The sequence below is a fragment of the Pseudonocardia sp. DSM 110487 genome, assembly GCF_019468565.1.
Classification (GTDB): Bacteria; Actinomycetota; Actinomycetes; order Mycobacteriales; family Pseudonocardiaceae; genus Pseudonocardia.
The window spans coordinates 6,503,074-6,524,923 of the sequence record NZ_CP080521.1; the positions used below are offsets into that span (position 1 = coordinate 6,503,074).

Annotated in this window: 20 protein-coding genes; 11 read left to right on the plus strand and 9 right to left on the minus strand. The window is 74.0% G+C overall.

The window, feature by feature from the left end; genetic code table 11:
* Window positions 1-25 precede the first annotated feature (25 nt).
* Complete coding sequence (gene rsmH / locus K1T35_RS30320) at window positions 26-1,006, minus strand: 16S rRNA (cytosine(1402)-N(4))-methyltransferase RsmH (protein WP_220255213.1); 981 nt, start codon at window positions 1,004-1,006, stop codon at window positions 26-28.
* Window positions 1,007-1,179: 173 nt separating this feature from the next.
* The gene (mraZ, locus tag K1T35_RS30325) at window positions 1,180-1,611 is read right to left on the minus strand and encodes a division/cell wall cluster transcriptional repressor MraZ (RefSeq protein WP_220255214.1); all 432 of its coding nucleotides are present in this window, start codon (window positions 1,609-1,611) and stop codon (window positions 1,180-1,182) included.
* 430 nt (window positions 1,612-2,041) lie between these two features.
* Between mraZ and K1T35_RS30330 the strand changes: the two genes are divergently transcribed.
* The 3 genes from K1T35_RS30330 (at window position 2,042) to K1T35_RS30340 (ending at window position 6,671) form a co-directional block, all read left to right on the plus strand.
* Window positions 2,042-3,040, plus strand: coding sequence for a MoxR family ATPase (locus K1T35_RS30330; protein ID WP_220255215.1), 999 nt, complete (start codon window positions 2,042-2,044; stop codon window positions 3,038-3,040).
* A gap of 2 nt (window positions 3,041-3,042) precedes the next feature.
* Window positions 3,043-4,287, plus strand: a complete 1,245-nt coding sequence (locus tag K1T35_RS30335; protein WP_220255216.1) for a DUF58 domain-containing protein — start codon at window positions 3,043-3,045, stop codon at window positions 4,285-4,287.
* A gap of 71 nt (window positions 4,288-4,358) precedes the next feature.
* Entirely contained in the window at window positions 4,359-6,671 is a 2,313-nt protein-coding gene (locus K1T35_RS30340) for a transglutaminaseTgpA domain-containing protein (RefSeq protein ID WP_220255217.1), read from the plus strand.
* A gap of 86 nt (window positions 6,672-6,757) precedes the next feature.
* Here K1T35_RS30340 and K1T35_RS30345 read toward each other — a convergent pair whose 3' ends face one another.
* Window positions 6,758-7,138 carry a DUF3040 domain-containing protein gene (locus K1T35_RS30345; protein WP_220255218.1) on the minus strand — a complete coding sequence of 127 codons (381 nt, stop codon included), beginning with the start codon at window positions 7,136-7,138 and terminating at the stop codon, window positions 6,758-6,760.
* 393 nt (window positions 7,139-7,531) lie between these two features.
* Window positions 7,532-8,293 carry a bifunctional 2-polyprenyl-6-hydroxyphenol methylase/3-demethylubiquinol 3-O-methyltransferase UbiG gene (locus K1T35_RS30350; protein ID WP_220255219.1) on the minus strand — a complete coding sequence of 254 codons (762 nt, stop codon included), beginning with the start codon at window positions 8,291-8,293 and terminating at the stop codon, window positions 7,532-7,534.
* 221 nt (window positions 8,294-8,514) lie between these two features.
* Here K1T35_RS30350 and K1T35_RS30355 point away from each other — a divergent pair, with 221 nt between their 5' ends.
* Window positions 8,515-9,369 carry a ParA family protein gene (locus tag K1T35_RS30355; RefSeq protein WP_220255220.1) on the plus strand — a complete coding sequence of 285 codons (855 nt, stop codon included), beginning with the start codon at window positions 8,515-8,517 and terminating at the stop codon, window positions 9,367-9,369.
* Between the two features lie 88 nt (window positions 9,370-9,457).
* Here K1T35_RS30355 and K1T35_RS30360 read toward each other — a convergent pair whose 3' ends face one another.
* Complete coding sequence (locus tag K1T35_RS30360; RefSeq protein WP_220255221.1) at window positions 9,458-9,916, minus strand: SAV_6107 family HEPN domain-containing protein; 459 nt, start codon at window positions 9,914-9,916, stop codon at window positions 9,458-9,460.
* Between the two features lie 33 nt (window positions 9,917-9,949).
* Window positions 9,950-10,255, minus strand: coding sequence for a hypothetical protein (locus K1T35_RS30365; protein WP_220255222.1), 306 nt, complete (start codon window positions 10,253-10,255; stop codon window positions 9,950-9,952).
* A 223-nt stretch (window positions 10,256-10,478) separates the two neighbouring features.
* On the opposite strand from K1T35_RS30365, the gene K1T35_RS30370 reads away from it, so the two are divergent.
* Entirely contained in the window at window positions 10,479-11,054 is a 576-nt protein-coding gene (locus K1T35_RS30370) for an N-acetyltransferase (protein WP_255620906.1), read from the plus strand.
* Window positions 11,055-11,134: 80 nt separating this feature from the next.
* On the plus strand, window positions 11,135-11,791 hold the full coding sequence (locus K1T35_RS30375; protein ID WP_220255223.1) for a DUF3153 domain-containing protein: 657 nt from the start codon (window positions 11,135-11,137) through the stop codon (window positions 11,789-11,791).
* Here K1T35_RS30375 and K1T35_RS30380 read toward each other — a convergent pair.
* Window positions 11,778-12,683, minus strand: a complete 906-nt coding sequence (locus K1T35_RS30380) for a methylenetetrahydrofolate reductase (protein ID WP_220255224.1) — start codon at window positions 12,681-12,683, stop codon at window positions 11,778-11,780. The genes K1T35_RS30375 and K1T35_RS30380 overlap by 14 nt on opposite strands.
* Window positions 12,684-12,831: 148 nt before the next feature.
* Here K1T35_RS30380 and K1T35_RS30385 point away from each other — a divergent pair, with 148 nt between their 5' ends.
* The 4 genes from K1T35_RS30385 to K1T35_RS30400 are packed head-to-tail and all read left to right on the plus strand — an operon-like array spanning window position 12,832 to window position 18,114.
* Window positions 12,832-13,971: a polyprenyl synthetase family protein gene (locus tag K1T35_RS30385; RefSeq protein WP_220262947.1), complete on the plus strand. Its 1,140-nt coding sequence runs from the start codon at window positions 12,832-12,834 to the stop codon at window positions 13,969-13,971.
* Window positions 13,972-13,984: 13 nt separating this feature from the next.
* Entirely contained in the window at window positions 13,985-15,526 is a 1,542-nt protein-coding gene (gene crtI, locus K1T35_RS30390; RefSeq protein ID WP_220255225.1) for a phytoene desaturase family protein, read from the plus strand.
* A gap of 28 nt (window positions 15,527-15,554) precedes the next feature.
* Complete coding sequence (gene mptB, locus K1T35_RS30395; RefSeq protein WP_255620909.1) at window positions 15,555-17,195, plus strand: polyprenol phosphomannose-dependent alpha 1,6 mannosyltransferase MptB; 1,641 nt, start codon at window positions 15,555-15,557, stop codon at window positions 17,193-17,195.
* Window positions 17,173-18,114, plus strand: a complete 942-nt coding sequence (locus tag K1T35_RS30400) for a phytoene/squalene synthase family protein (RefSeq protein ID WP_220255227.1) — start codon at window positions 17,173-17,175, stop codon at window positions 18,112-18,114. The genes mptB and K1T35_RS30400 overlap by 23 nt, the downstream gene beginning before the upstream one ends.
* Window positions 18,115-18,178: 64 nt before the next feature.
* Here the strand turns inward: K1T35_RS30400 and K1T35_RS30405 are convergent, their stop codons facing one another.
* Window positions 18,179-18,535, minus strand: coding sequence for an Rv2175c family DNA-binding protein (locus K1T35_RS30405; RefSeq protein WP_255620911.1), 357 nt, complete (start codon window positions 18,533-18,535; stop codon window positions 18,179-18,181).
* Window positions 18,536-18,602: 67 nt separating this feature from the next.
* Here K1T35_RS30405 and pknB point away from each other — a divergent pair, with 67 nt between their 5' ends.
* Window positions 18,603-20,354, plus strand: a complete 1,752-nt coding sequence (gene pknB, locus K1T35_RS30410) for a Stk1 family PASTA domain-containing Ser/Thr kinase (RefSeq protein WP_255620912.1) — start codon at window positions 18,603-18,605, stop codon at window positions 20,352-20,354.
* A gap of 28 nt (window positions 20,355-20,382) precedes the next feature.
* Here the strand turns inward: pknB and K1T35_RS30415 are convergent, their stop codons facing one another.
* On the minus strand, window positions 20,383-21,771 hold the full coding sequence (locus K1T35_RS30415; RefSeq protein ID WP_220255229.1) for a class II 3-deoxy-7-phosphoheptulonate synthase: 1,389 nt from the start codon (window positions 21,769-21,771) through the stop codon (window positions 20,383-20,385).
* Window positions 21,772-21,850 lie beyond the last annotated feature (79 nt).

Here is a 21,850-nt window from a genome sequence, read left to right on the forward strand (position 1 = left end):
ACCACCACCACTTCCTGCTGGACCGTCACGCCGCCTCCCGGATGCGCTCGGCGGCACGCAGGCGGACCGGCGCCGCCCGCGGGTTCTCCCTGATCTCTTCCTCGGTCGCCTGCTCGGCACCTCTGGTGAGCAGGCGCAGCTCCGGCCCGTGCCCCGGCAGCTCGACCGGGAGGTCCACCGGCGTGCGGGACGACGCGCCCGCCGCGAGCTCCCGCTTGACCATGCGGTCCTCCAGCGAGTGGTAGGCGAGCACGACGATCCGCCCGCCGACGGCGAGCGCGTCGACGGCGGCGGGCAACGCGGCACGCAGCGCGTCCAGCTCGCCGTTGACCTCGATCCGCAACGCCTGGAACGTGCGCTTCGCGGGGTGACCGCCGGTTCGCCGGGACGCGGCGGGGACCACGTCGTAGAGCAGCTCGACGAGCTCGCTGCTGCGCTGCAGCGGCGCCTTGGCCCGCCTGCGCGCGACGGCGGCCGCAATCCGGCCGGCGAAGCGCTCCTCGCCGTATTCGCGCAGCACCCGGGCCAGTTCGGGCACCGAGTAGGAGTTGAGGACCTCGGCCGCGGTGGGACCCGTGGTCGGGTCCATCCGCATGTCGAGGTCGGCGTCGCGTGAGTAGGAGAAGCCGCGCTCCTCCGCGTCGAGTTGCAGTGACGAGACACCGAGGTCGAACAGCACGCCGTCGACCCGGGGAAGCCCCAGTTCCCCGAGCACGTCGGCGATGCGGTCGTACACGGCGTGCACGAGGTGGATCCGGTCGGCGTGGGCCGCGAGCCTGCGCCCGGCCATCGCGAGCGCCTCCGGGTCGCGGTCGAGCCCCACCAGCGTGAGCCGGGGATGCTCGGCGAGCAGCGCCGCGGCGTGCCCACCGAGACCGAGGGTGGCGTCGACGAGGACGGCCGGCCGGTCGGCGAGCGCGGGGCGCAGCAGTTCGGCGACCCGGGGCAGGGCCACGGGGACGTGCCTGGCCCCAGCTGGCCCGCCCTCGTGGTTGTGCTGCCCCACCGCACACCTCCCTGCCCCGTGTCGCCGCCCCCGCGATTGCCCCCGCGCTGGCTACCGGCCCCGTCAATCCCGTGATGCCTCCACCCGGCAGACCTGGCACCGGGGAAGGTGCGCCAGGGCTACCGGGTGGGGGCACCGCCGGGTTCGATGTCACCCGCGTACGCCTCGTGCTCTCAGATCAATCCGGGGAGCACCTCCTCCTGAGCCTTGGCATAGGTGTCCTCGTGCTGTTCCTGGTACGTCTGCCAGGCCTCGGCGTCCCAGATCTCGGCGCGGGTGAACGCGCCGATCACCACGCACTCCTTCGTCAGCCCGGCGTACCGGCGCAGCTCGGGGGTGATGGCGATGCGCCCCTGGGAGTCGGGGTTCTGCTCGTCGGTGCCGGAGAAGAGGTTGCGCTGGAAGACGCGGGCCGACTCGCTGGTCAGCGGAGCCGACGCCACCTTCTGCGCGAGCTCGGTGAAGGCGTCTCGCGTGAACACGTACAGGCAGTGGTCCTGCCCCTTCGTGATCATCAGCCCGCCTCGCAGCTCGTCGCGGAATCTCGCGGGCAACGTGAGCCGCCCCTTGTCGTCCAGCTTCGGGGTGTAGGTGCCGAGAAACACCGGCCCCACCTCCACCTGCGGCCCCGTTGTGCCCCAGCGATCACCACATTACCCCACTTCGCCCCACCGTCAACTCCGACAACCGCTCGGCGATCGGGAAAGAAGGCGGAAAATCCCTGGTCAGAGCCGGTGGGGCAAGGTGGGGGACCACCCGCTCGCGCGACGGCTGACAGACACGGACGGTGAGCATCAGACCCGACCGGACGCCCGATCGACCCTGCAACTGCCCGCATTCCGCCCCCCGTACGGCGCACGGAGAGCGCATCGACGGACGTGGTGGGGCAGAGTGGGGAAACTCTGCCGTACCCCATCGGAGGGAGGTACGAGCAGCGGTTTGACAGACTGGACGCGCGTCTCGCCCCCACGGGACGCTGAATGACCACGGAGGAGGTCGCGTGACCGAGCTTGCGAGGTCACCGGAGGCGCAGTCGTGACCGCCACGAGCAGCCGCCCCGGGCTCGACGGCGACACCGGTGCCGGGCTTGGTGATGTGGCGGACCTGTGTGGCCGGGTCGCCGGCAACGTGCAGCGGGTCATCGTCGGCAAGCCGGACGTGGTGCGCGTGGCGCTGGTCGCGCTCCTCGCGGAGGGCCACCTGCTCGTGGAGGACGTGCCGGGCGTCGGCAAGACCTCACTTGCAAAGGCGCTCGCCCGCTCCATCGACTGCTCGGTCAGCCGCGTGCAGTTCACCCCTGACCTGCTTCCGGGCGACATCACCGGCCTGTCGGTCTTCAACCGGCAGACGTCGGAGTTCGAGTTCCGCCCCGGCCCCGTCTTCGCCAACATCGTGATCGCCGACGAGATCAACCGCGCGTCCCCCAAGACGCAGTCGGCGCTGCTGGAGTGCATGGCGGAGCACCAGGTCACCGTCGACGGCGCCACCTACGCGCTCGCCAGCCCGTTCATGGTCGTTGCGACGCAGAACCCGATCGAGATGGACGGCACCTACCCGCTCCCCGAGGCCCAGCGCGACCGCTTCACCGCGCGCGTCAGCGTCGGCTACCCCGACCTCGCGGCCGAGCTCGCCATGGTCGAGGAGCACAGCGCGGCCGAACCGCTCGACATGCTGCGCCCGGTCACCGACGCCCGTCGGGTGCGCATGGTGATCGACGCCGTCCGCCGGGTCCGGGTCAGCCCCGAGGTGCGCCAGTACTGCGTGGAGCTGGTCGGCACCACCCGCCGCATCCCCGACGTGCGGCTCGGCGCGTCCCCAAGGGCCACGCTGCAGCTCGTGCGAGCGGCGAGGGCGCAGGCCGCGCTCGCCGGCCGCGGCTTCGTGGTGCCCGACGACGTGCAGGCCGTTGCGGTACCGGTACTGGCCCACCGGCTGCTGCTCACCCCCGACGCGCTGGCCTCCCGCCGCTCCGCCGTCGACATCGTCCGCAGCCTGCTCGGCCGCCACCCGGTACCGGCGCCCCGGGGCAGCTGAGGGTGGCGCCCGGCAGCCGATTCTCCGGCCTCACCACCCGCGGGCGCTGCCTGCTCGCGGGCGGTGGCGCCACCACCGTGTGCGCCGTCATCCTCGACGAGCGCGACCTGCTGCGCGTCGGCGTGTTCGTCGCGCTACTGCCGCTGCTCGCCCTGCTGCTCGCATCCCGCACCCGCCGCACGGTCCGGGTCGAGCGCGCCCTGGAACCACCGCGAGGGCCGGTCGGCTCGCCCGTCGACGTCGAGCTGCGGCTCGAGGGCGGCCCGCTGCTCGGGGCGCTGCGGCTGGTCGACGCCGCACCCGACGCCGCGGGCCCGCAGGCCGACGCCCCACCGCGCTTCACGGTGCATCGGCTCTCCAGCCGCGGCACCGCCACACTGACCTATCCCCTGCGGCCCGTGCTGCGGGGCGTGCACCGGGTCGGCCCGCTCACCGGCACCGCCACCGACCCGCTCGGCCTCGCCGAGTTCGACCAGGAGCTCGCCGGGCCGCAGCGGCTGGTCGTCCTCCCCCGGGTCGTCGCGCTGCGCGGAGTGCCGCCCGCGCTGGGCGCGGGCGAGGGCACGGCGGGCGCGGCACTCAACCACCAGGGCCAGGGCACCACCGACGTGCTGGTCCGCCCCTACCGGCAGGGCGACGAGCTGCGCCGGGTGCACTGGCGCAGCAGCGCCCGGCACGACGAGCTGATGGTGCGGCTCGAGGAGCGGCCGTGGCGTGGCGGGATGACCCTGCTGCTGGACCGCCGCGACGCCGCCCATCGCGGGCGGGGCGCCGACTCGAGCCTCGAGTTCGCCGTCAGCTTCGCGGCCAGCGTGTGCATGCACCTCTTCGCCCGTGGCGAGCCCGTCACCCTCGTCGCCGAGGACGGCGTCGAGCTCACCCCGCCGGGCTCGGCGTCCGGCCGCGAGCAGCTGCTCGACGCGCTCGCCGGCCTCCGCCCGTCCGCCCGCGGCGACCTCGCGGGGCCGGAGCTCACGGCGGGTGCCGAGGTGCTCGCCGTGCTGGGCGCGGTCGCCCCGGGCCAGATCGAGGCGCTGTGCTCGCGGCACCCGGCCGGGGGCCACGCCGTGCTCTGCGACACCGCCACCTGGGATCCGGCGGGCGGCCGCAGCAGCGCCGCCGAGAGCTCCTCCGCGCTGCGGCGCGCCGGCTGGCACGTCGCGGTGGCCACCGCGGCGATGACGCCCGCCCAGGTGTGGGACCAGCTGGTGGCAGGCGCGGCACCCGCCTTCTCGGGGCGACGATGACGCGATCGGCCACCCCACCGCCGCGCCGGGATCCAGGGCCTCCGCCGCCCGGCAGGCGAACGACCGCGCAGGTGCCCCGCCAGCGTCCACCCGCCCCCGACCCGGCACCGGCGACGCCCACCGCGAGTCCGTCCGCGGCGAAACCGGCCCCGTCCGACGCCCCGGCCCGTCGCGTCCCGTGGGTCGCCACGCTCGCGGCCGGGCTGGCGGTGCTGCTGGCCGGCGGGCCGGTCACCGCCGTCGTCCAGGGAGGCTCCTGGTTCGGCTACGCGCTCGTGGCCGTCGTGGTCGTGGTCGCCGTCGCCCTGCTGCTGCACCGCTTCGGCGCGGTCGTCACCGTGATCGGCCAGTCCGCGGCGGTGCTCGTCGTCGTCACGATCTTCTTCGCCGACGGCGCGCTGCTCGGTTTCCTGCCGGGCCCCGCGGCGTTCGGGCACTTCGGCGCGCTCGTCGCGGGCGCGGGCCAGCAGATCGACACCAGCACGGCGCCCGTAGCGGCCACCCCGGAGATCCTCTTCCTCACCACGGTCGCGTTCGGGCTGCTCACGATCGGCGTGCACGTCGCCGCCGTCAGCGCCGGAGCCCCCGCCGCGGCGGGCGTGCCGCTGCTCGCGGTCTTCGCGGTACCCGCGGCGCTGGCCGACCAGCTCCTCCCGTGGTGGGCGATGGCGGGCGCGGCGGCGGGGTTCGGCGTCCTCCTGGTCGCCGCGGGCGGGTTGCACAGCCAGCTCACCGGCGGCACAGCGCTCGTCGCCGGTGCCGTCGTCGTGGCGCTCGGCGTCGGCGTCATCACGCCGTTCATCGGCACGGCCGGGCGGTTCGCGGGCGGCGGCGGGGGCGGGGCGGCCGGCTCGATCGGCCTCACTCCGTTCACGGCGCTGCGCGGCCAGCTCGAGCAGACCACCCCGTCCGAGCTGTTCGAGGTGCGCGGCCTCACCCGCCCCACGTACCTGCGCGCCCTGACTCTGCGCCAGTTCGTCGCGGACAGGGGGTGGGAGGCCACCCGGCCGGCACCGGGGATCCCGCTACCCGGTCCGGTGCAGCAGCAGCCGGACGTGCCGGGCGAGTTCGTCGACGTCCGGATCACCAACGATGCCTACCGCGACTACTGGCTCCCGCTCTACGGCGAGCCCATCGACGTCGCCGATCTGCCCGAGACGCAGTGGCTGTACGACGCGGCCAGCGGCACCGGCTACACGGGGCGTCCCCGCCAGGAGGACGGCTGGCGGCAGCGCGCGATCCTCCCCACCCCGGCGATGCAGGACCTGCGTGCGGCACAGGGCATCGACGGCGTGGGCCTCGAGTACCTCGACACCACCGGGGTGGACCCACGCGTCGGCCAGATCGCGCAGGAGGTCATCGGCAGCGCCGGGCCCGGGTTCGACCGCGTGTTCGCCATCCAGAACTGGTTCGCGGGGCCCGGCTCGCAGTTCACCTACAGCCTCCAGACCGCGCCCGGCTCCGGCGACGACGCGCTCGTCGAGTTCCTGACGGCCGGCAAGACCGGCTACTGCGAACAGTTCGCCTCGGCGATGGCCGTGATGCTGCGGATGGTCGGCGTGCCGTCACGGGTCGCCGTCGGATTCACGGCGGGCGTGGACCAGGGTGACCACCGCACGATCACCACCGCCGACGCGCACGCATGGGTGGAGGCGTGGTTCCCACGCATCGGCTGGACCGCCTTCGACCCCACCCCGCTCACCGACGGCCGCCGGATCGACCCGCCCTACGTCGAGGAGGCCGAGGCCGAGCAGGCGGGCCAGGAGAGCGCGCAGGCCGAGGAGCCGGTGACGCCCGAGCCGCAGTCCGGCGACGACCAGGCCGACCCCGAGCCCACCTCGCCAGAGCCGACGGAGCCACAGGCCGCGCCATCGATCGCGTCGCCGGGAATCGACATCCCGCTGTGGCCGTTCGCCGCCGCACTCGTGGCGATCGTCGTCGCACTGGTGCCGGCCACGATGCGGATCCGCGATCGCAGGCGCCGTCTCGCCGCGGTGGCGCGTGGCGGCGCCGATGCCGCGGGCGCGGGCTGGGAGGAGCTACTGGCGGAGTCGACCGACCGCGGTGCCGAGTGCCCGCCGAGCGACACCGTCCGCGCCGCCGCCCGCCGTCTGGTGCGCGAACACCACCTCGAGCCGGAAGCGCAGCAGGCGCTGCGCCAGGTCATCGGCGCGGTCGAGGCGAGCTGGTACGGCGGAACCCACCCCCGGTCGGGCGAACTCGACGAGCCGGTGCGCGCCGTGGCGGCCGGGATCGCGGCACGGAGCGGGCTGTCACTGCGCGGCCGGTTGCTGCCCCGTTCGGTGGTGCAACGGGTGCGGGAACGCCGGTCCCAGAACCGTGCCGGTGCGGGCGCCGGCTCCGAGGCCGTCACCACCCGCTGACAACGCGGCGCCGGCCTGCCGACGCGACGACAGACTCCGCACATACCGGAACGGGATGTGCGGAGTCTGTGGGATGCGTGAGGCGGCTATTCCTGCTCGAAGCGGCGGCGGAAGCGCTCTTCCATCCGGCCGGTGAAGCGGTTCTTGTCCGGCTCGGCGTTCTTCGCGGGTGCGGCCTGGCCGTTCGCGCCCACCGAGGTGACGGCGAGTACGGCTCCTCCGAGCATCATGAGGAACCCGATCACGCTGACAACCGGGAAGCTGCCCAGCCACAGCTGCTGCACGGCGACGCCGACGACGAGCAGCACGAGTCCGACGACGAACAGCGCCACGCCCTGGAGGCGGCGGCGGCGCGTCGGCTTGCGCAACCGTCCACCACGTACGGTCGACGCGAACTTCGGGTCCTCGGCGTAGAGAGCGCGCTCGATCTGTTCGAGCAGCCGCTGCTCGTGCTCGGAGAGGGGCACGGCTTCACCTCCGGCACTGTTCATCCTGTCGGGTCATATTCCATGGTGCCGGAACGACGCGACGAGCGCCCAGGCTGGGCGTCTGATGATGAGGATACGAGCCAGAAGCCCCGCCGACTACCCGGACTCGTCGAGCGGACGGGTCGATCTTTCCGGATCACCGGATGCACAGGGTGATCGGCACCCCCTCGGTGCCCTCCGATCGACGTCATCGCAGGTGTGAGACCTGGGAACGGATCAGGAGGCGGACCGGGCACCGCGCGTGCCTAGTCCGTCACATCAAGTCCGCTCGTCGCGACATTCCCGTGTCCCAACCGTGATCGCTTCGTGATCAGCCTCGAGCGGTAGCCGAGCGGTTGCCCCGATGCGCCGAGCGCGCCCCGGGGGTCGGCGTCAGGCGCGGCGGGCGAGGGCGTGCATGCGGGCGGCGACGTCCAGCAGGGGCGGGGCGGCAGCGGCGAGCTGCTCCAGCTCGGCGGCCTCCCGCGCGGCCGCGGGCCCACCGTCCCGCACCGAGCCGGGGATCCAGCCGTCCAGGACGCCATCGCCCTGCAGGACCTCGACCCGCAGCGCTCCGGCGGATTCCAGGATCCTGCGCAGGGCACCCGCGTCGAGGCGCCTGCGCAGCGCGTCGCCGGGCCCGAGCCGCCCGTCGGGGTCGAGCAGCAGCGCCCGCGCCTCGGCGAGCTTGCCGGCGAGCGTGCGCGCCAGCACCGCGGCGTAGCGGCCGGCGACGAGCACGGAGACCGCCCCTCCCTCGGCCGCGGCGGTGGCGAGGGCGGACGCAGCGACCACGGCGTCGTCGACGACCTCCAGGAGGCCGTGGCCGAGCACGAGGTCTGCCCCGCCTGCCGGGGCGACGTCGGCGAGCGCGTCGACGTCGCCCTGCACCGGGGTGACGAGCTCGTGCACGCCCGCGTCGCGGGCCCTGCGCTGGAGGGCGGCGAGCGCGTTCGGGCTGTTGTCGACGACGGTGACCGCGCAGCCGAGGCGCGCGAGCGGCACCGCCCACGCGCCGCTGCCGCCTCCGACGTCGAGCACGCGAGGCGTCCGCCCCGGCCTGCGGTCGCGTACGCTGGTGATCTCGGCCGCGAGCGTGCGGTGCACCGCGCCACCGTCGACGCCGGCCACCTCGGCCGTCGGACCATTCACCATGCGAGCCTCACCGGCGGCAGCCTAGTGGTCCCCGCCGGAGGTGCGGTGCATGTATCGGCGGATCCAGGTTTCTGCTGGGTGTGCCGGCCTCGTACCGGGCATACTCGGCCGATTCGCCGGGACGCCCGGCGGGAGACTGGGCCGTCGAGACACGTGCCACACTTCCGGCCGAGACCACTGGGTGCCACGGGCGCTCACCTGAAAGAGGTAGGTTGATCGCCGTGCTCGTGGTCGCCACATTGAGCTTGAAGGGCGGGGTCGGCAAGACCACCGTCGCGCTCGGGCTTGCCGGCGCGGCGCTACAGCACGACGTGCGCACGCTCGTGGTGGACCTCGACCCACAGGCCAACTCCACGATTGCGCTCGACCCGGGCCCCACGACGGCCACGGTGGCCGACGTGCTCGACGAGCCGCGCCGCTCCGTGCTGCACCGCGCGATCGCCCCGAGCGGGTGGGGCGACGGCCTCGACGTGCTCGTGGGTGCCGAGCAGACCGAGCGGCACAACCATCCCGACCCGAGCCCGAAGCAGCTGAATCAGCTGCGGCGGGCGCTGCAGCGGCTCGTGGACGCCGACGGCTTGCTGGGCGACCCCGCAGGTGACGCCGACGAGCCGTACCGGCTCGTGATCATCGACTGCCCGCCGTCTCTCGGGCAGCTCACCCGCAGCGCGCTCGCCGCGGCGCACCGCGCCGTGCTCGTGACCGACCCCACGATGTTCGCGGTGTCCGGCGTCCAGCGCGCCTTCGACGCCGTGCAGACCGAGCGGCAGCGGGGCAACAACGACCTGCAGCCCCTCGGCGTGCTGATCAACCGGGTGCGCCCGCGCAACACCGAGCACGAGTTCCGCATCAGCGAGCTGCGGGAACTGTTCGGCCCGCTCGTGCTCACCGGGGTGCTCCCCGACCGCTCGGCCATCCAGCAGGCCCAGGGCGCGTGCATGCCCATCCAGCGCTGGGACACGCCGGGCGCGCGCGAGGCATCCGCCGTGTTCACCCTCCTGCTGGGCCGCGTGCTGCGCAGCGACCGCCGCCGCGACCCTGCCGAGGCACTGATGGCACCGCCCGCCACCCGCTGACCCCGCGACCTCATGATCAGCGATTAGGTGCACGGGCGGCCATATCCGGCCGCCAATGCGCCGGGCCGATGATCAAGCCCCGGTTCGCTCAGCGCACCGGCACCGACGCCGTGACGAGACCCACGAACTGCTCCGCCTGGCGGAGCATGTCGTCGGCGTCGCGCCGGCTCACTAGCCGCGCGATGCCGGCCTCTGCCGCCGCCCGCGTGGCGGAGCATGCCGAGAAGAAGGCCGCCCATTCGGCGAGCTCCGGCGACACCTCGGCGAGGAGCTCCCACACGTTGCGGGTGGCCCCGCGGCGGGGCTGCGGGCGCGCCCGCACCGCGAGCACCGCGGCCGCCGCACGCAGCGCGGCGAGGTAGGCGGCCGGGTAGCGGAGCAATGGGTCCTCGGCGCCGTGGGCCTCGGCGAGGCCGTCGGCGGCCTGGCGCAGCAGGCCGAGCGCCGCGCGCGACGTGGGTGCCGCCGCGGCCGGGCGAGGACCCGAACGCGCCCGGGCGGGGCCCGTGCGCTGCGTGGGCACGCGCGCCGTGGTGGTGATGGTCATCGTGGCCTCCTCCAAGTCCGTGATGGGCGCGTCTCAGTCGGCAACCCGCACGAGGTCCCACACGCCGGGGCCGGCGCGCATGCGCAGCACGAACTCCCGGGCGGGCGCCTCCGGCTCGCCAGCCGACCGGGCCAGCACCCGCCAGCACCGCATCCGGTCGCCCCCGATCGGCATGGGCGACGGGAACGGCCACGGCGACTCCTCGATCCACCGCTCCTGGACATCGGTGATCAGGTAGCGCGGGCCGCGGCGCATCGGCCTGCGCTGGAACTCGACGGGCTCACCGTCCTGCCACCGCACCTGCACCGGCGTGGGTTGCCGCGATCCGAACAGGCTCATCGCTCACCCTCGCTCATCGCTCGCCCTCACTCACCGGCTTACGCTCCTCCCACCGGCACGGTTCGCCGCACCCGGCGGCGGGGCGCTTCCCCCGCCCCACCAGCCGGGGCGTCGAGATCGAACGCATGTTCGATCGAGGTCCAGTGAAGCGCGCCGCGGCCTTCGCGTCAAGTCCGGGGCCACCACGGTGTGCCTGGGCGCCCGGACGTGGTGTGATGGGCGGGTGACCAGGGCTCCGGCGCGCCAGCTCGTCCAGCTCGGGCCGGACGAGCTCGCCGACCGGCTCACCGAGGCGTTGCACGTCTACGTCGCCGCGATGGGCTATCCCCCCAGCACCGCGCGCCACCGGCGCACGCTCTGGCTGGAGCACGTCCGCAGGCCGGGCTGGCGGGCGGTCGGCTGGCTCGACGCCGCAGGCACCCTGCTCGGCATCGCGTACGGCTACGCGGGCGGGCCGGGCCAGTGGTGGTACGAGGAGGTTCGCCGCGGCCTCGTCGCCGCGGGCCCGGAGGCCCAGCGCTGGCTCGAGGACTACTTCGAGCTCACCGAGCTGCACGTCCGCCCCGACGCGCAGGGCCACGGCCTCGGCGAGTCGTTGCTGCGGGCGCTGCTCGCGGACGTCCCGAGCGCCCGGGTGCTGCTGTCCACCCCGGAGTACGGCGTCGACGCCCCGGGCCGCGCATGGCGGCTCTACCGGCGCGCCGGCTTCCAGGACGTCCTGCGCCAGCACCGGTTCACCGGCGACGCACGCCCGTTCGCCGTGCTCGGCCGCGACCTCCCCCTGCCCCCGGCACGCTGAACGCCTCTACCCCACGAACGCCACTGGCGTGCGAGCGCACGCTCCCCCGCGGGGCCGCGCCGGTTTGGCACGATGCACCCGTGCCCTCATCCCGCATCCGGATCCTGCCGCTGCTCGGACTGGTGCTCGCCGCGCTCGCGCTGAGCGGGTGCGCCCGGGTGCAGGCCGCGCTCGCGGTGCAGCCCGACGACACGGTCACCGGGCAGATCGTCGTGGCCACGCCCGAGACCGGGCCCGACGACCCCGGTCCGGCGATCACGCTGCCGCCCGACCTGGAGTCCGACGTCGACGTGTCGGAGTACCGGCAGGACGGCTACGCGGGATCCGTGCTGAGGTTCGACGGGCTGACGTTCGCCCAGACCGCCGAGCTCGCGCAGGCGGCAGGCCCGGCCGGCAGCAAGGTGCGGTTCGAGATGCGTCGCGCGGGCAGCCGCGTGCTGGTCGGCGGGGCCGTCGACCTCACCACGGTGTCGGTCGACCGGGCGGACTTCCAGCTCAAGATGAACTTCCCGGGACAGGTCCTCGAGGCCAACGGGGACGCCGACTCCAGCGAGGTGGCCTGGACGTTCACCCCGGGCGAGGTCGGCGACTTCTCGGCCGTGGTGGCCTACCCCGACCCGCAGGCGCCGTCGCCGCTCAACTGGACGCTCGGGCTGGCCGCCATGGTGGCCCTCGCGGCCGCCGCGGTGGTGCTGATGGCCCGCCGTAGCCGCAACCCGCCGGTCAGCAGCCCGTGAGCGCGGGGGCGGCGCGGCGGGCGCCGAGGCCGAGCCGCTGCACCAGCTCCACCGTGGCCAGCGAGCGGTTCAGCGTGTAGAAGTGCAGCCCGCGCACGCCCTCGGCGAGCAGGCGGGCGCACATCTCGGCCGTGACGTCCATGCCCTCGGCGCGGAACCCGGCCGGGTCGTCGGCGTAGCGCTCCATCCGTTCGACGAGCGCGGGCGGCAGCGGCGCCCCGGACAGCTCAGGGCCGCGACGCAGCGTGCGCACCGTGGTGAGCGGCATGATGCCGGGCAGGAGCGGAACGTCGTCGCAGCCCGCGGTGGCGAGCCGGTCGCGCAACCGCAGGAAGCCCTCGGGCTCGAGGAACAGCTGGCTGATCGCGAAGTCGGCGCCCGCCCTGATCTTGGCGACGAGCCGGGTGAGGTCGGAGTCGAGGTCGGACGAGCGCGGGTGCCCGTACGGGAACGCGGACACACCCACGCAGAAGTCGCCGAGCCTGCGCACGAGACGCACGAGGTCGTCGGCGTAGGTCAGGCCCTGCGGGTGCGGCACCCACTCGCCGAGCGGGTCGCCGGGAGGGTCGCCGCGCACCGCGAGCACGTTCGAGATCCCGGCCGCGGCATAGGCACCGATCACCTGGCGCAGCTCGGCCACCGAGTGCGACACGGCCGTGAGGTGCGCCATCGGCACGAGCGTGGTGTCGGTGGCGATGCGCGCCGTGGTGCGGATCGTGCGGTCCCGGCTGGACCCGCCCGCCCCGTACGTGACCGATACGAACGCCGGATCCAGCGGCTCGAGGCGCCGGATCGCGCGCCAGAGCTCGGCCTCCCCGGCCTCATCCTTCGGCGGGAAGAACTCCACCGAGAACACGGGCCGGTCGCGGCTGATCCGCTGGGTGACCTTCACGTGCTGGAGCGTAGTCGCTGCGCGGCACGCGTCCGTTTCGCTCCGTCGTCCCTGGATCCAGCGACTCGCGGGCCTGGTGACCCGCGGTTACGCTCGGCCCCGTGCCCCGCTCGACGCGAACCCCGCTCCCCCGCCCCCGGCCCGCGGGATGGTCCCCGTGAGCCGCGCGGGCACCGTGCACCACCCACTCCCGGAACCCGGCGGGCAACCCGCCGACTCCGAGGTCGTCGCCGCGATCCAGGCGGCACTGACCACCTACCTGCGCAGCCGCACGGCCGACGCCGGCACGATCGACCCGGTGTTCGGGGAGGCCACCGAGGCGCTCGCCGACTTCGTCCTGCGCGGTGGCAAACGGATCCGCCCCACGTTCGCATGGTGGGGGTGGCGCGGCGCGGGAGGGCCCGTCGAGGCGCCCGAGGCCCTCGCGGTGCTGCGCGCCATCAGCGCACTCGAGCTCATCCAGGCCAGCGCGCTCATCCACGACGACCTGATGGACGCATCGGCCACCCGGCGCGGCAGGCCGACCGTGCACGTCGAGTTCGCCCGCAAGCACGCCGCGGCGCGCTGGCGCGGCCAGCCGGCCCGGTTCGGCGCGGCTGCCGCGATCCTGCTCGGCGACCTCGCCCTCGCGTGGGCCGACGACATGCTGCACGCCGCGGGCCTGTCCCCGGCTGCCATGCGCCGCGCGGCGCCCGCGTGGCGGGCGATGCGCACCGAGGTGCTCGGCGGGCAGTACCTGGACGTGCTGCACCAGTCCACGGGCGACACGTCCGTGCGGGCCGCCCTGCAGATCGACCGCTACAAGACCGCCGCCTACACCGTCGAGCGGCCGCTGCACCTCGGGGCCGCGATCGCGGACGCGCCACCGGAGTTGGTGAGCGCCTACCGCCGGTTCGGCGCCGACATCGGCGTCGCGTTCCAGCTGCGCGACGACCTGCTCGGCGTGTTCGGTGACCCTGAGGTCACGGGCAAGCCCGCAGGCGACGACCTGCGCGAGGGCAAGCGCACGCTGCTCGTGGCCGTCGCGATCGAGCGGGCGGAGCAGCGGGGGCAGCAGGACGCGCGCCAGGCCATCCTGGAGGCCGTCGGCGACCCCGGGCTCGACGACGCGGGCGTCGAACGGGTGCGCGGGCTGCTCACCGAGCTCGGCGCCGTGCAGGCGGTCGAGCAGCGCATCGCCGCGCTCACCGGCTCCGCGCTCGACGCGCTGTCGGCGGCCGACGTCGCAGAGCCCGCCGCGTCGCAGCTCGCCGAGCTGGCGGTGACGGCCACGCGGCGACGCAGTTGACCGGGGTACGCAGTTGACGTACCGCGTCCCCGGACGCACCGACCACGTCGTGGTCGTCGGCGCCGGGCTCGCTGGGCTCTCCACCGCGCTCCACCTGCTCGGTGCGGGCAGGCAGGTGACCGTGCTGGAACGCGCCGATCACCCTGGCGGGCGGGCCGGGCGGCTCGACCTGCGCTCGCCGCACGGGACCTACCACGCCGACCCGGGTCCGACGGTGCTCACGATGCCCGAGCTGCTCGACGAGGCGTTCGCAGCCGTCGGTGAGAAGCGCGACGAGCGCCTCGACCTCGTGCGGCTCGACCCGGCCTACCGCGCCCGCTTCGCCGACGGCTCCACGATCCACGTGCGCACCGACGCCCATGCGATGGCCGAGGAGGTCCGCACGACCTGCGGCCCGGCGGCGGCCGCCGGGTACGAGCGGATGCGGGCGTGGCTCACCAGGCTCTACGAGGTGGAGATCGACCGGTTCATCGGCGCCAACCACGACTCGCCGCTTGGTCTCGTCGGCCCCGACCTCGCCCGGCTCGCGGCGCTCGGCGGCTTCGCCCGGCTCGGCCCGCGCGTGGCCCGGATGCTGCCCGACGAGAGGCTGCAGCGGATCTTCTCGTTCCAGTCGCTGTACGCGGGCGTGCCGCCGCACCGTGCGCTCGGCGCGTACGGCGTGATCGCCTACATGGACACGATCGCGGGCGTGTACTTCCCCCGCGGCGGGATGCGGCGGGTCGCCCAGTCGCTGGCCGACGCCGCCGTCGCCGCGGGCGCAATGATCCACTACGGCCGCGCCGCCACCGGTCTGGAACGGCGCGGCGGGCGCGTCACCGCGGTCCGGCACACCGGCGCGGAGGGCGGCGAACGCCTGCCCTGCGACGCGGTCGTGCTCACCCCCGACCTGCCGGTGGTGCACGACCTGATCGGGCGGGCGCCGCGCCGACCGGTGCCGCTGCGCTGGTCGCCGAGCGCGGTCGTGCTGCACGCCGGGCTGCGCACGCCGCGCCCGGAGCTCGCCCATCACACGATCTCGTTCGGCGCGGCATGGCGCCGGACGTTCCGGGAGATCATCGACGATGGCAGGCTGATGAGCGACCCGTCGCTGCTGGTCACCCGCCCCACGGCCACCGACCCAGCGCTCGCTCCCGCCGGATCGGAGCTGCTCTACGTGCTGGCACCGTGCCCGAACCTCGCGCATGGCGGCATCGACTGGGCCCGCGTCGGCCCCGCCTACCGCGACGAGCTGCTCGCCGTCCTCGCGGACCGCGGGATGGAGCTACGGGCGGACCTCGACGTCACCAGCCTGGTGACACCCGCGGACTGGGCCGCGGCCGGACACGCCGCTGGCACCCCGTTCTCGGCCGCCCACACGCTCGCGCAGACCGGACCGTTCCGCCCGCGCAACCTCGTCCGTGGGCTGGAGAACGCCGTCCTCGCGGGCTGCGGCACCACCCCGGGCGTCGGCATCCCGCCGGTACTGATCTCCGGGCGGCTCGCCGCACAGCGCATCACGGGTGCCGCCCACCGGCGGTATACGCGGGCGCGCAGGGTACCCACCGGGGGCTGACATCGGTCATGCGAGCATGGATCGCGTCATGAAGCCACCATCACCGGTCGACGGGTCGACGCTCCCCGACACGGCAGCGGAACGCGCAGCCGCGCCAAGCGGCGCGCCCGACATCCTCGACGTGCCGCCCCCCGTCGAACCCGCTCCCGCCGTACGGCGATCGTGGCGTGATCAGTTGGGGCACCCGGCCAGCCAGCCGCTGCTACTCGGGTTCACCGCCGCGCTGATGCTGCTCATCGGCGGTTTCGGCGCGGGCGGCGTGCTGGTCCACGATCCGGTCCTGACGAACTCGCCGCTCGGCTTCTGGCGTTACGGGCACGGCCGCGAACTGGCCAGCATCCTCATGTACGGCGGCGTCGGCCTGATGGTGTGGGCGTGGATCCTGCTGGGCCGCGAGGTGCTGGCCCACCGGGCGCGTGGCCGTGCGGTGCTCGTCACAGCCGCCGTCTGGATGGCGCCGCTGCTGTTCGCGCCGCCGCTGTTCACCCGCGACATCTTCAGCTACCTCGCACAGGGTGGCCTTCCGCTGGCCGGCTTCGACCCGTACGCGGTGGGTCCTGAGGCGCTGCCGGGGATCTTCGCCGACAACGTCCACTACTTCTGGCAGGACACCCCCGCGCCGTACGGGCCCCTGTTCATCCTGATCGCGAAGGCCGTGGCGTGGCTCACGGGCGACACGATCATCCTCGGCGTCGTGCTGATGCGGCTAGCGCTGCTGCCCGGCCTGCTGCTGTTCGTGTGGGCGCTGCCGGAGCTCACCCGCCGCCTCGGCGGCCGGGTGTCGGTGGCGCTGTGGGTGGCCGTGGCCAACCCCGTCATGGTCATCCACATGGTGGGCGGCGGCCACAACGACCTGCTGGTGGTCGGCCTGCTCACCGCGGGCGCACTGGTCGCGTTGCGCGGTGGCCACATCGCCGGGATCGCGCTCGTCACTGGCGCGATGGCGGTGAAGGCCAGCGCCGCGATCGCGCTGCCGTTCCTCGTGCTCGTCTGGGCCGCGCACTTGTCCGGTTCGCAGCGGGTCCGGATCGCCAAGGCGATCGCGGCGGGCGGTGCGGTCTTCGTCGCGGTGTTCGCCGCGTGCACGCTCGCCGCCGGTGTCTCGCTCGGCTGGCTGCCGGCCCTGAGCGCACCGTCGATGATCGTCAACTGGATGTCGCTCCCCACCGCGGTCGGCGAGTTCACCCACTCGCTGATCAGCATGATCGTGAACGTCCCGAAGCAGCCGTTCATCAACGTCGCGCGCGTGCTCGGCGGGATGCTGCTGGTCTACATCGCGGTGCGGCAGTGGTGGGCGGCGCGCGTCGGTGGGCCGGACGCCATCCGCCGGGCAGGTGTGGTGCTACTGGCCACCGCCGTGCTGTCCCCCGCGATGCTGCCGTGGTACGTCAGCTGGGGCATGGCGCTGCTGGCGGCCGCCGCGTGGTCGGTGCGCGGGCTGCAGATCACCGTGTTCTTCTCGGTGATGCTCACCATCTGCTACTACTCCAACGGCGAGGACGCGCTCTACAACCCGCCCTACCTCATCGCATGGGGGCTGGTGGGCCTGCTCGCGGCCGTGTCGCTCGTGCGCCCCGACCCGCTGCACCTGTCGGCGGGCGCTTGGCAACGGGCCCGGCAGCCGTTCCCCGCGGCCGTCGTCGACGGTGCCGAACGCGGCACGAGCTGAGCTCGCCGCCGCCGGGATCACCGACCCGGCGCTACGGGCCGGCTACGCCGTCTGCCGGGCGCTGAACGCCCACCACGGGCGCACGTACTTCCTCGCAACGCGGCTGCTCCCGGCCGCGCGGCGGCCGGCCGTGCACGCGCTGTACGGGTTCGCGCGGTACGCCGACGAGATCGTCGACGACCTCGGCGACACCCGCCCCGCCGCCGAGAAGGCGGCCGAGCTCGACGCGCTGGGCCTCCGGTTGCAGCGGGCGCTGGCCGGGGCTCCCGCGGAACACCCGGTACTCGCCGCCGTCGCCGACACCGCCCGGCGGTACGCGCTCGATCCCGCCCACTTCGCCGACTTCCTCGCGTCGATGCGGATGGACACCGAGATCACGGAGTACGCCACGTTCGACGAGCTGGGCCGGTACATGCACGGCTCGGCGGCGGTGATCGGCCTGCTGATGCTGCCCGTCCTCGGCACGACGGTGCCGAGGGAGGAGGCCGAGGAACCGGCCGCGGCGCTCGGCGTGGCGTTCCAGCTCACGAACTTCCTGCGCGACGTCGGCGAGGACCTCGACCGGGGCCGCGTCTACCTGCCCACCGAGGAGCTCGCGGCGTTCGGGGTCGACCGCGAGCTACTGGCCTCCTGCCGCCGCACGCGTACGCAGGACCCGCGGGTGCGCGGGGCACTGGCCCACCTCGTGGCGCACACCCGTGCGGTCTACCGCCGCGCGGCACCCGGGATCGGGATGCTCGAACCGGTGTCGCGCGCGTGCGTTGCCTGTGCGTTCACCCTCTACCGCGGCATCCTCGACGAGATCGCGGCCACCGACTACGACATCCTGAACCGCCGTGTCTCGGTCCCCCGGCGCACCCGCATCGCGGTGGCCGTCCCGGGCCTCGTCCGCGCACTTGCCGCGCGCATCCGGGCCTGACCAGCTACCGCGACACACCCGCACGGAGACCGCGACTCGCGGACGGGGAGCCTTCGGCCCCGCGTCAGAAGGCCATGGCCTGCGCTCTGCGCTTCACCTCGCGGTGCCGGCCGGCGCGCAGGGAGGCCACCGGGGTACCCGGCAGCGAGTCGTCCTCCTCGAAGAGCCAGCGCAGGATGTCCGGGTCCGCGTAGCCACCGTCACGCATGACGGTGATGGTGCCCGACAACCCCTTGATCACCGCGCCGTCGTCCCCGAGGAAGTCGGTCGGGACGACGACCGCTCCCTCGCGCCGGAACGACAGCAGATGGCCGTCGCGGACGAGCTGGTGTACCCGGGAGACCGGCTGGCCCAGCAGCTGTGCGACCTCCGCCACGGGCAGGGTCGCGATGTCCTCCGACAGGCCGACAACGTCGTTCACGGGGCGATACGATGCCACAGGCGCGCCGCGAGGGCGAAGCCGAAAGCGCGGACGGTACCGTCATCGCGTGAACGCCCCGCCTGCCGCGCTGCTCGACGCGCGCTACCGGGTGGGCTCGTTGCTCGCTCGCGGCGGAATGTCCACGGTGTACCGGGGCACCGACACGCGGCTGGACCGGCCGGTCGCCATCAAGGTGCTGGATCCCCGGCTGGCGGCCGATCCCGCGTTCCGCGGCCGGCTCGAGCGCGAGGCCCGTTCGGCGGCACGCATCGACCACCCCGCCGTCGTGGACGTGTACGACCAGGGCCAGGCCCCCAGCGGTGCCGGCACCGGCCTCGGCGGTGACGGGCCGCTGCTGTTCCTCGTCATGGAGCTGGTGGAGGGCGGCACGCTGCGCGACGTCCTGCGGGCTCGGGGCGCGCTCGGGGTGCCTGCCGCGTTCGCCGTGATGGAGCGCGTGCTCTCCGGTCTGGCGGCCGCTCACCGGCTCGGTCTCGTGCACCGCGACGTCAAGCCGGAGAACGTGCTGATCAGCCGCACGGGCGAGGTCAAGGTCGCCGATTTCGGCCTTGTCACCGCGAGCTCCCAGGCCCCCAGCACGGCCGGGATGATCATGGGTACGGTCGCGTACCTCTCCCCCGAGCAGGTCGCCACCGGCAACGCCGACGCCCGCAGCGACGTGTACGCGGCCGGGATCATGCTGTACGAGCTGCTCACGGGGGCACCGCCGTACAGCGGCGACACCGCGATCTCGGTGGCCTACCGGCACGTGAACTCCGACGTGCCGCCGCCGTCGCAGATCGCGGGCGAGGTACCCCCCGAGCTGGACGAGCTCGTGCTGCGCTGCACCCGCCGCGACCCTGCCGTCCGGCCGATCGACGCGGCGGCGATGCTCGCGGAGCTGCACCGCGTGGCCGTGCGGCTGGAGGTCCCGCGGGTGCCACCGCCCGTGCCGCCCCCGCGTCCGGTCGAGGAGCAGGACACCGTGCCCGCGGCGCCCGAACGCCTTGCCGCCGGTACGGCCGTCAGCGCCGCCCTCCCCGCCCCGGGACCGCGAGGCACCCGCGCACTCCCCCGCCCGCACGACGGCGACCCGAGACCGCACGTGCGGGCCCGGAAGCGCAGCCGAAAGGCCTTCGCGGTGTGGACGGCGATCGTCCTCGTGCTGGCGCTGCTGGTCGGCGTCACGGCGTGGTGGCTGGGCAACGGGCGCTTCACGGAGATGCCGAGCCTCGTGGGGCTGGAGGCCGCGGCGGCGCAGCAACTGCTCACCGACTCCGACCTCGTCGCACGGGTGACCGAGGCCTACCACGACGACGTCGCGGAAGGCCTCGTCAGCGCCACCGACCCGGCCGCGCTTGCGCAGTTGCCGCGGGGCAGCACCGTCCAGGTCACCGTGTCGACCGGGCGTCCCACGGTGCCTCGGATCACTCCGGGCACGTCGGTGGCCGACGCTGAGCAGGCGCTGCGGGACGCCGGCCTCACACCCGTGCACGGCTCGGACGACACCGACGACAGCGACTCCGTGCCCGAGGGCGCCGTGCTGCGGACCGACCCGAAGGCCGGCACGGAGCTGCGGGTCGGCGAGCCGGTGACGATCGTGGTGAGCGGCGGCGAGTCGGACACGGTGAAGGTGCCCGACGTGGTCGGCAAGGGCTTCGACGACGCCGCCGACATCCTCGACGAGTCCGACCTCGACGCCGAGGGCCGCAGCGCGATCCCGTTCCTCGGCCGCAGCGACGGCCAGGTGGTCGAGCAGAGCCCGCGCGCGGGCACGACGGTGGAGCGCGGGTCGACGGTCACCCTCACCACCGTCTGAGAACACCGGCCTGACGGGTTCCCGTGGCTCAGCCCCTGAGCATCTCCGCCACGAGGAACGCGAGCTCGAGGGACTGCTGGGTGTTCAGCCGCGGGTCGCAGGCGGTCTCGTAGCGGCCTGCGAGGTCGGCGTCGGAGATCTCCTGTGCGCCGCCGAGGCACTCGGTGACGTCCTCACCGGTGACCTCGACGTGGATGCCACCAGGATGGCTGCCGAGCGCGCGGTGCACCTCGAAGAAGCCCTGCACCTCGTCGACGATCCGGTCGAAGTGGCGGGTCTTGTAGCCGGTGGTGGACTCGTGGGTGTTGCCGTGCATCGGGTCGCACTGCCAGATCACCTTGTGCCCGGAGGCCTCGACCTTCTCCACGATCGCCGGGAGCACGTCGCGGACCCGTCCGTTGCCCATCCGGCTCACGAGCGTGAGCCGGCCGGGTGTGGCGTGCGGGTCGAGCCGCTCGACGTACTCGACGGCCAGCTCCGGCGTGGTGGTGGGGCCGATCTTTAGCCCGATCGGGTTGGACAGCAGCTCCGCGAACGCGATGTGGGCGCCGTCGAGCTGGCGGGTGCGCTCGCCGATCCACAGGAAGTGCGCAGAAAGGTCGTACAGCCGCGGCTCGGGGCGGGTGGTGTCCAGGCGCAGCAACGAGCGCTCGTAGTCGACGAGCAGCGCCTCGTGGCTGGCGTAGAACTCGACGCTGTGCAGGTTGTGGTCGTCCACGCCGCAGGCCGCCATGAAGTTCACGGCGCGCTCGATCTCGGTGGCGATGTCCTCGAACCGCTCCCCCGCGGGCGAGGTGCGCACGAAGTCCTTGTTCCAGTCGTGCACCATCGTGAGGTCGGCCATGCCGGTGGCGGTGAGCGCCCGCACGAGGTTCATCGCTGCGGCGGCGTTGGCGTAGGCGCGCACCATCCGCGACGGGTCCGGCACCCGCGCCTCCAGCGTGGGGTGCAGCGAGTTGACGATGTCGCCGCGGTAGGACGGCAGGCCCAGCGCGTCGACCGGGGCGCTGCGCGGCTTGGCGTACTGCCCGGCGATCCGCCCGACCTTCACCACCGGCATCGACGCGCCGTAGGTCAGCACGACGGCCATCTGCAGCAGCGTGCGGATGGTGGCCCGGATGTGCGGCTCGGTGTTGTCGACGAACGTCTCGGCGCAGTCGCCGCCCTGCAGCAGGAACGCCTCACCCCGCGCGACGGCGGCGAGTCGCTCCCGCAGCCGGTCGACCTCGGGCGGGAGTGTGACCGGCGGCACACTCTCGAGCACGGTCCGGACGTGCGCGACGTGCTCCGCATCGGGCCACTCCGGCTGCTGCGCGGCCGGACGCGCCAGCGCGTCGTCGAGGCGTGCCCGCAGGTCAGCGGGCAACGGAGGCAACTCGGGCAGCACCTCGACCGGTGCGTCGATCGTCCAGTTCACGATGTCCAAGACTAGCGGGGCACACCGGGGACCTATCGCGACCACCCGTTCGGCCGGATTCCACAGAGGATCCCGGGGA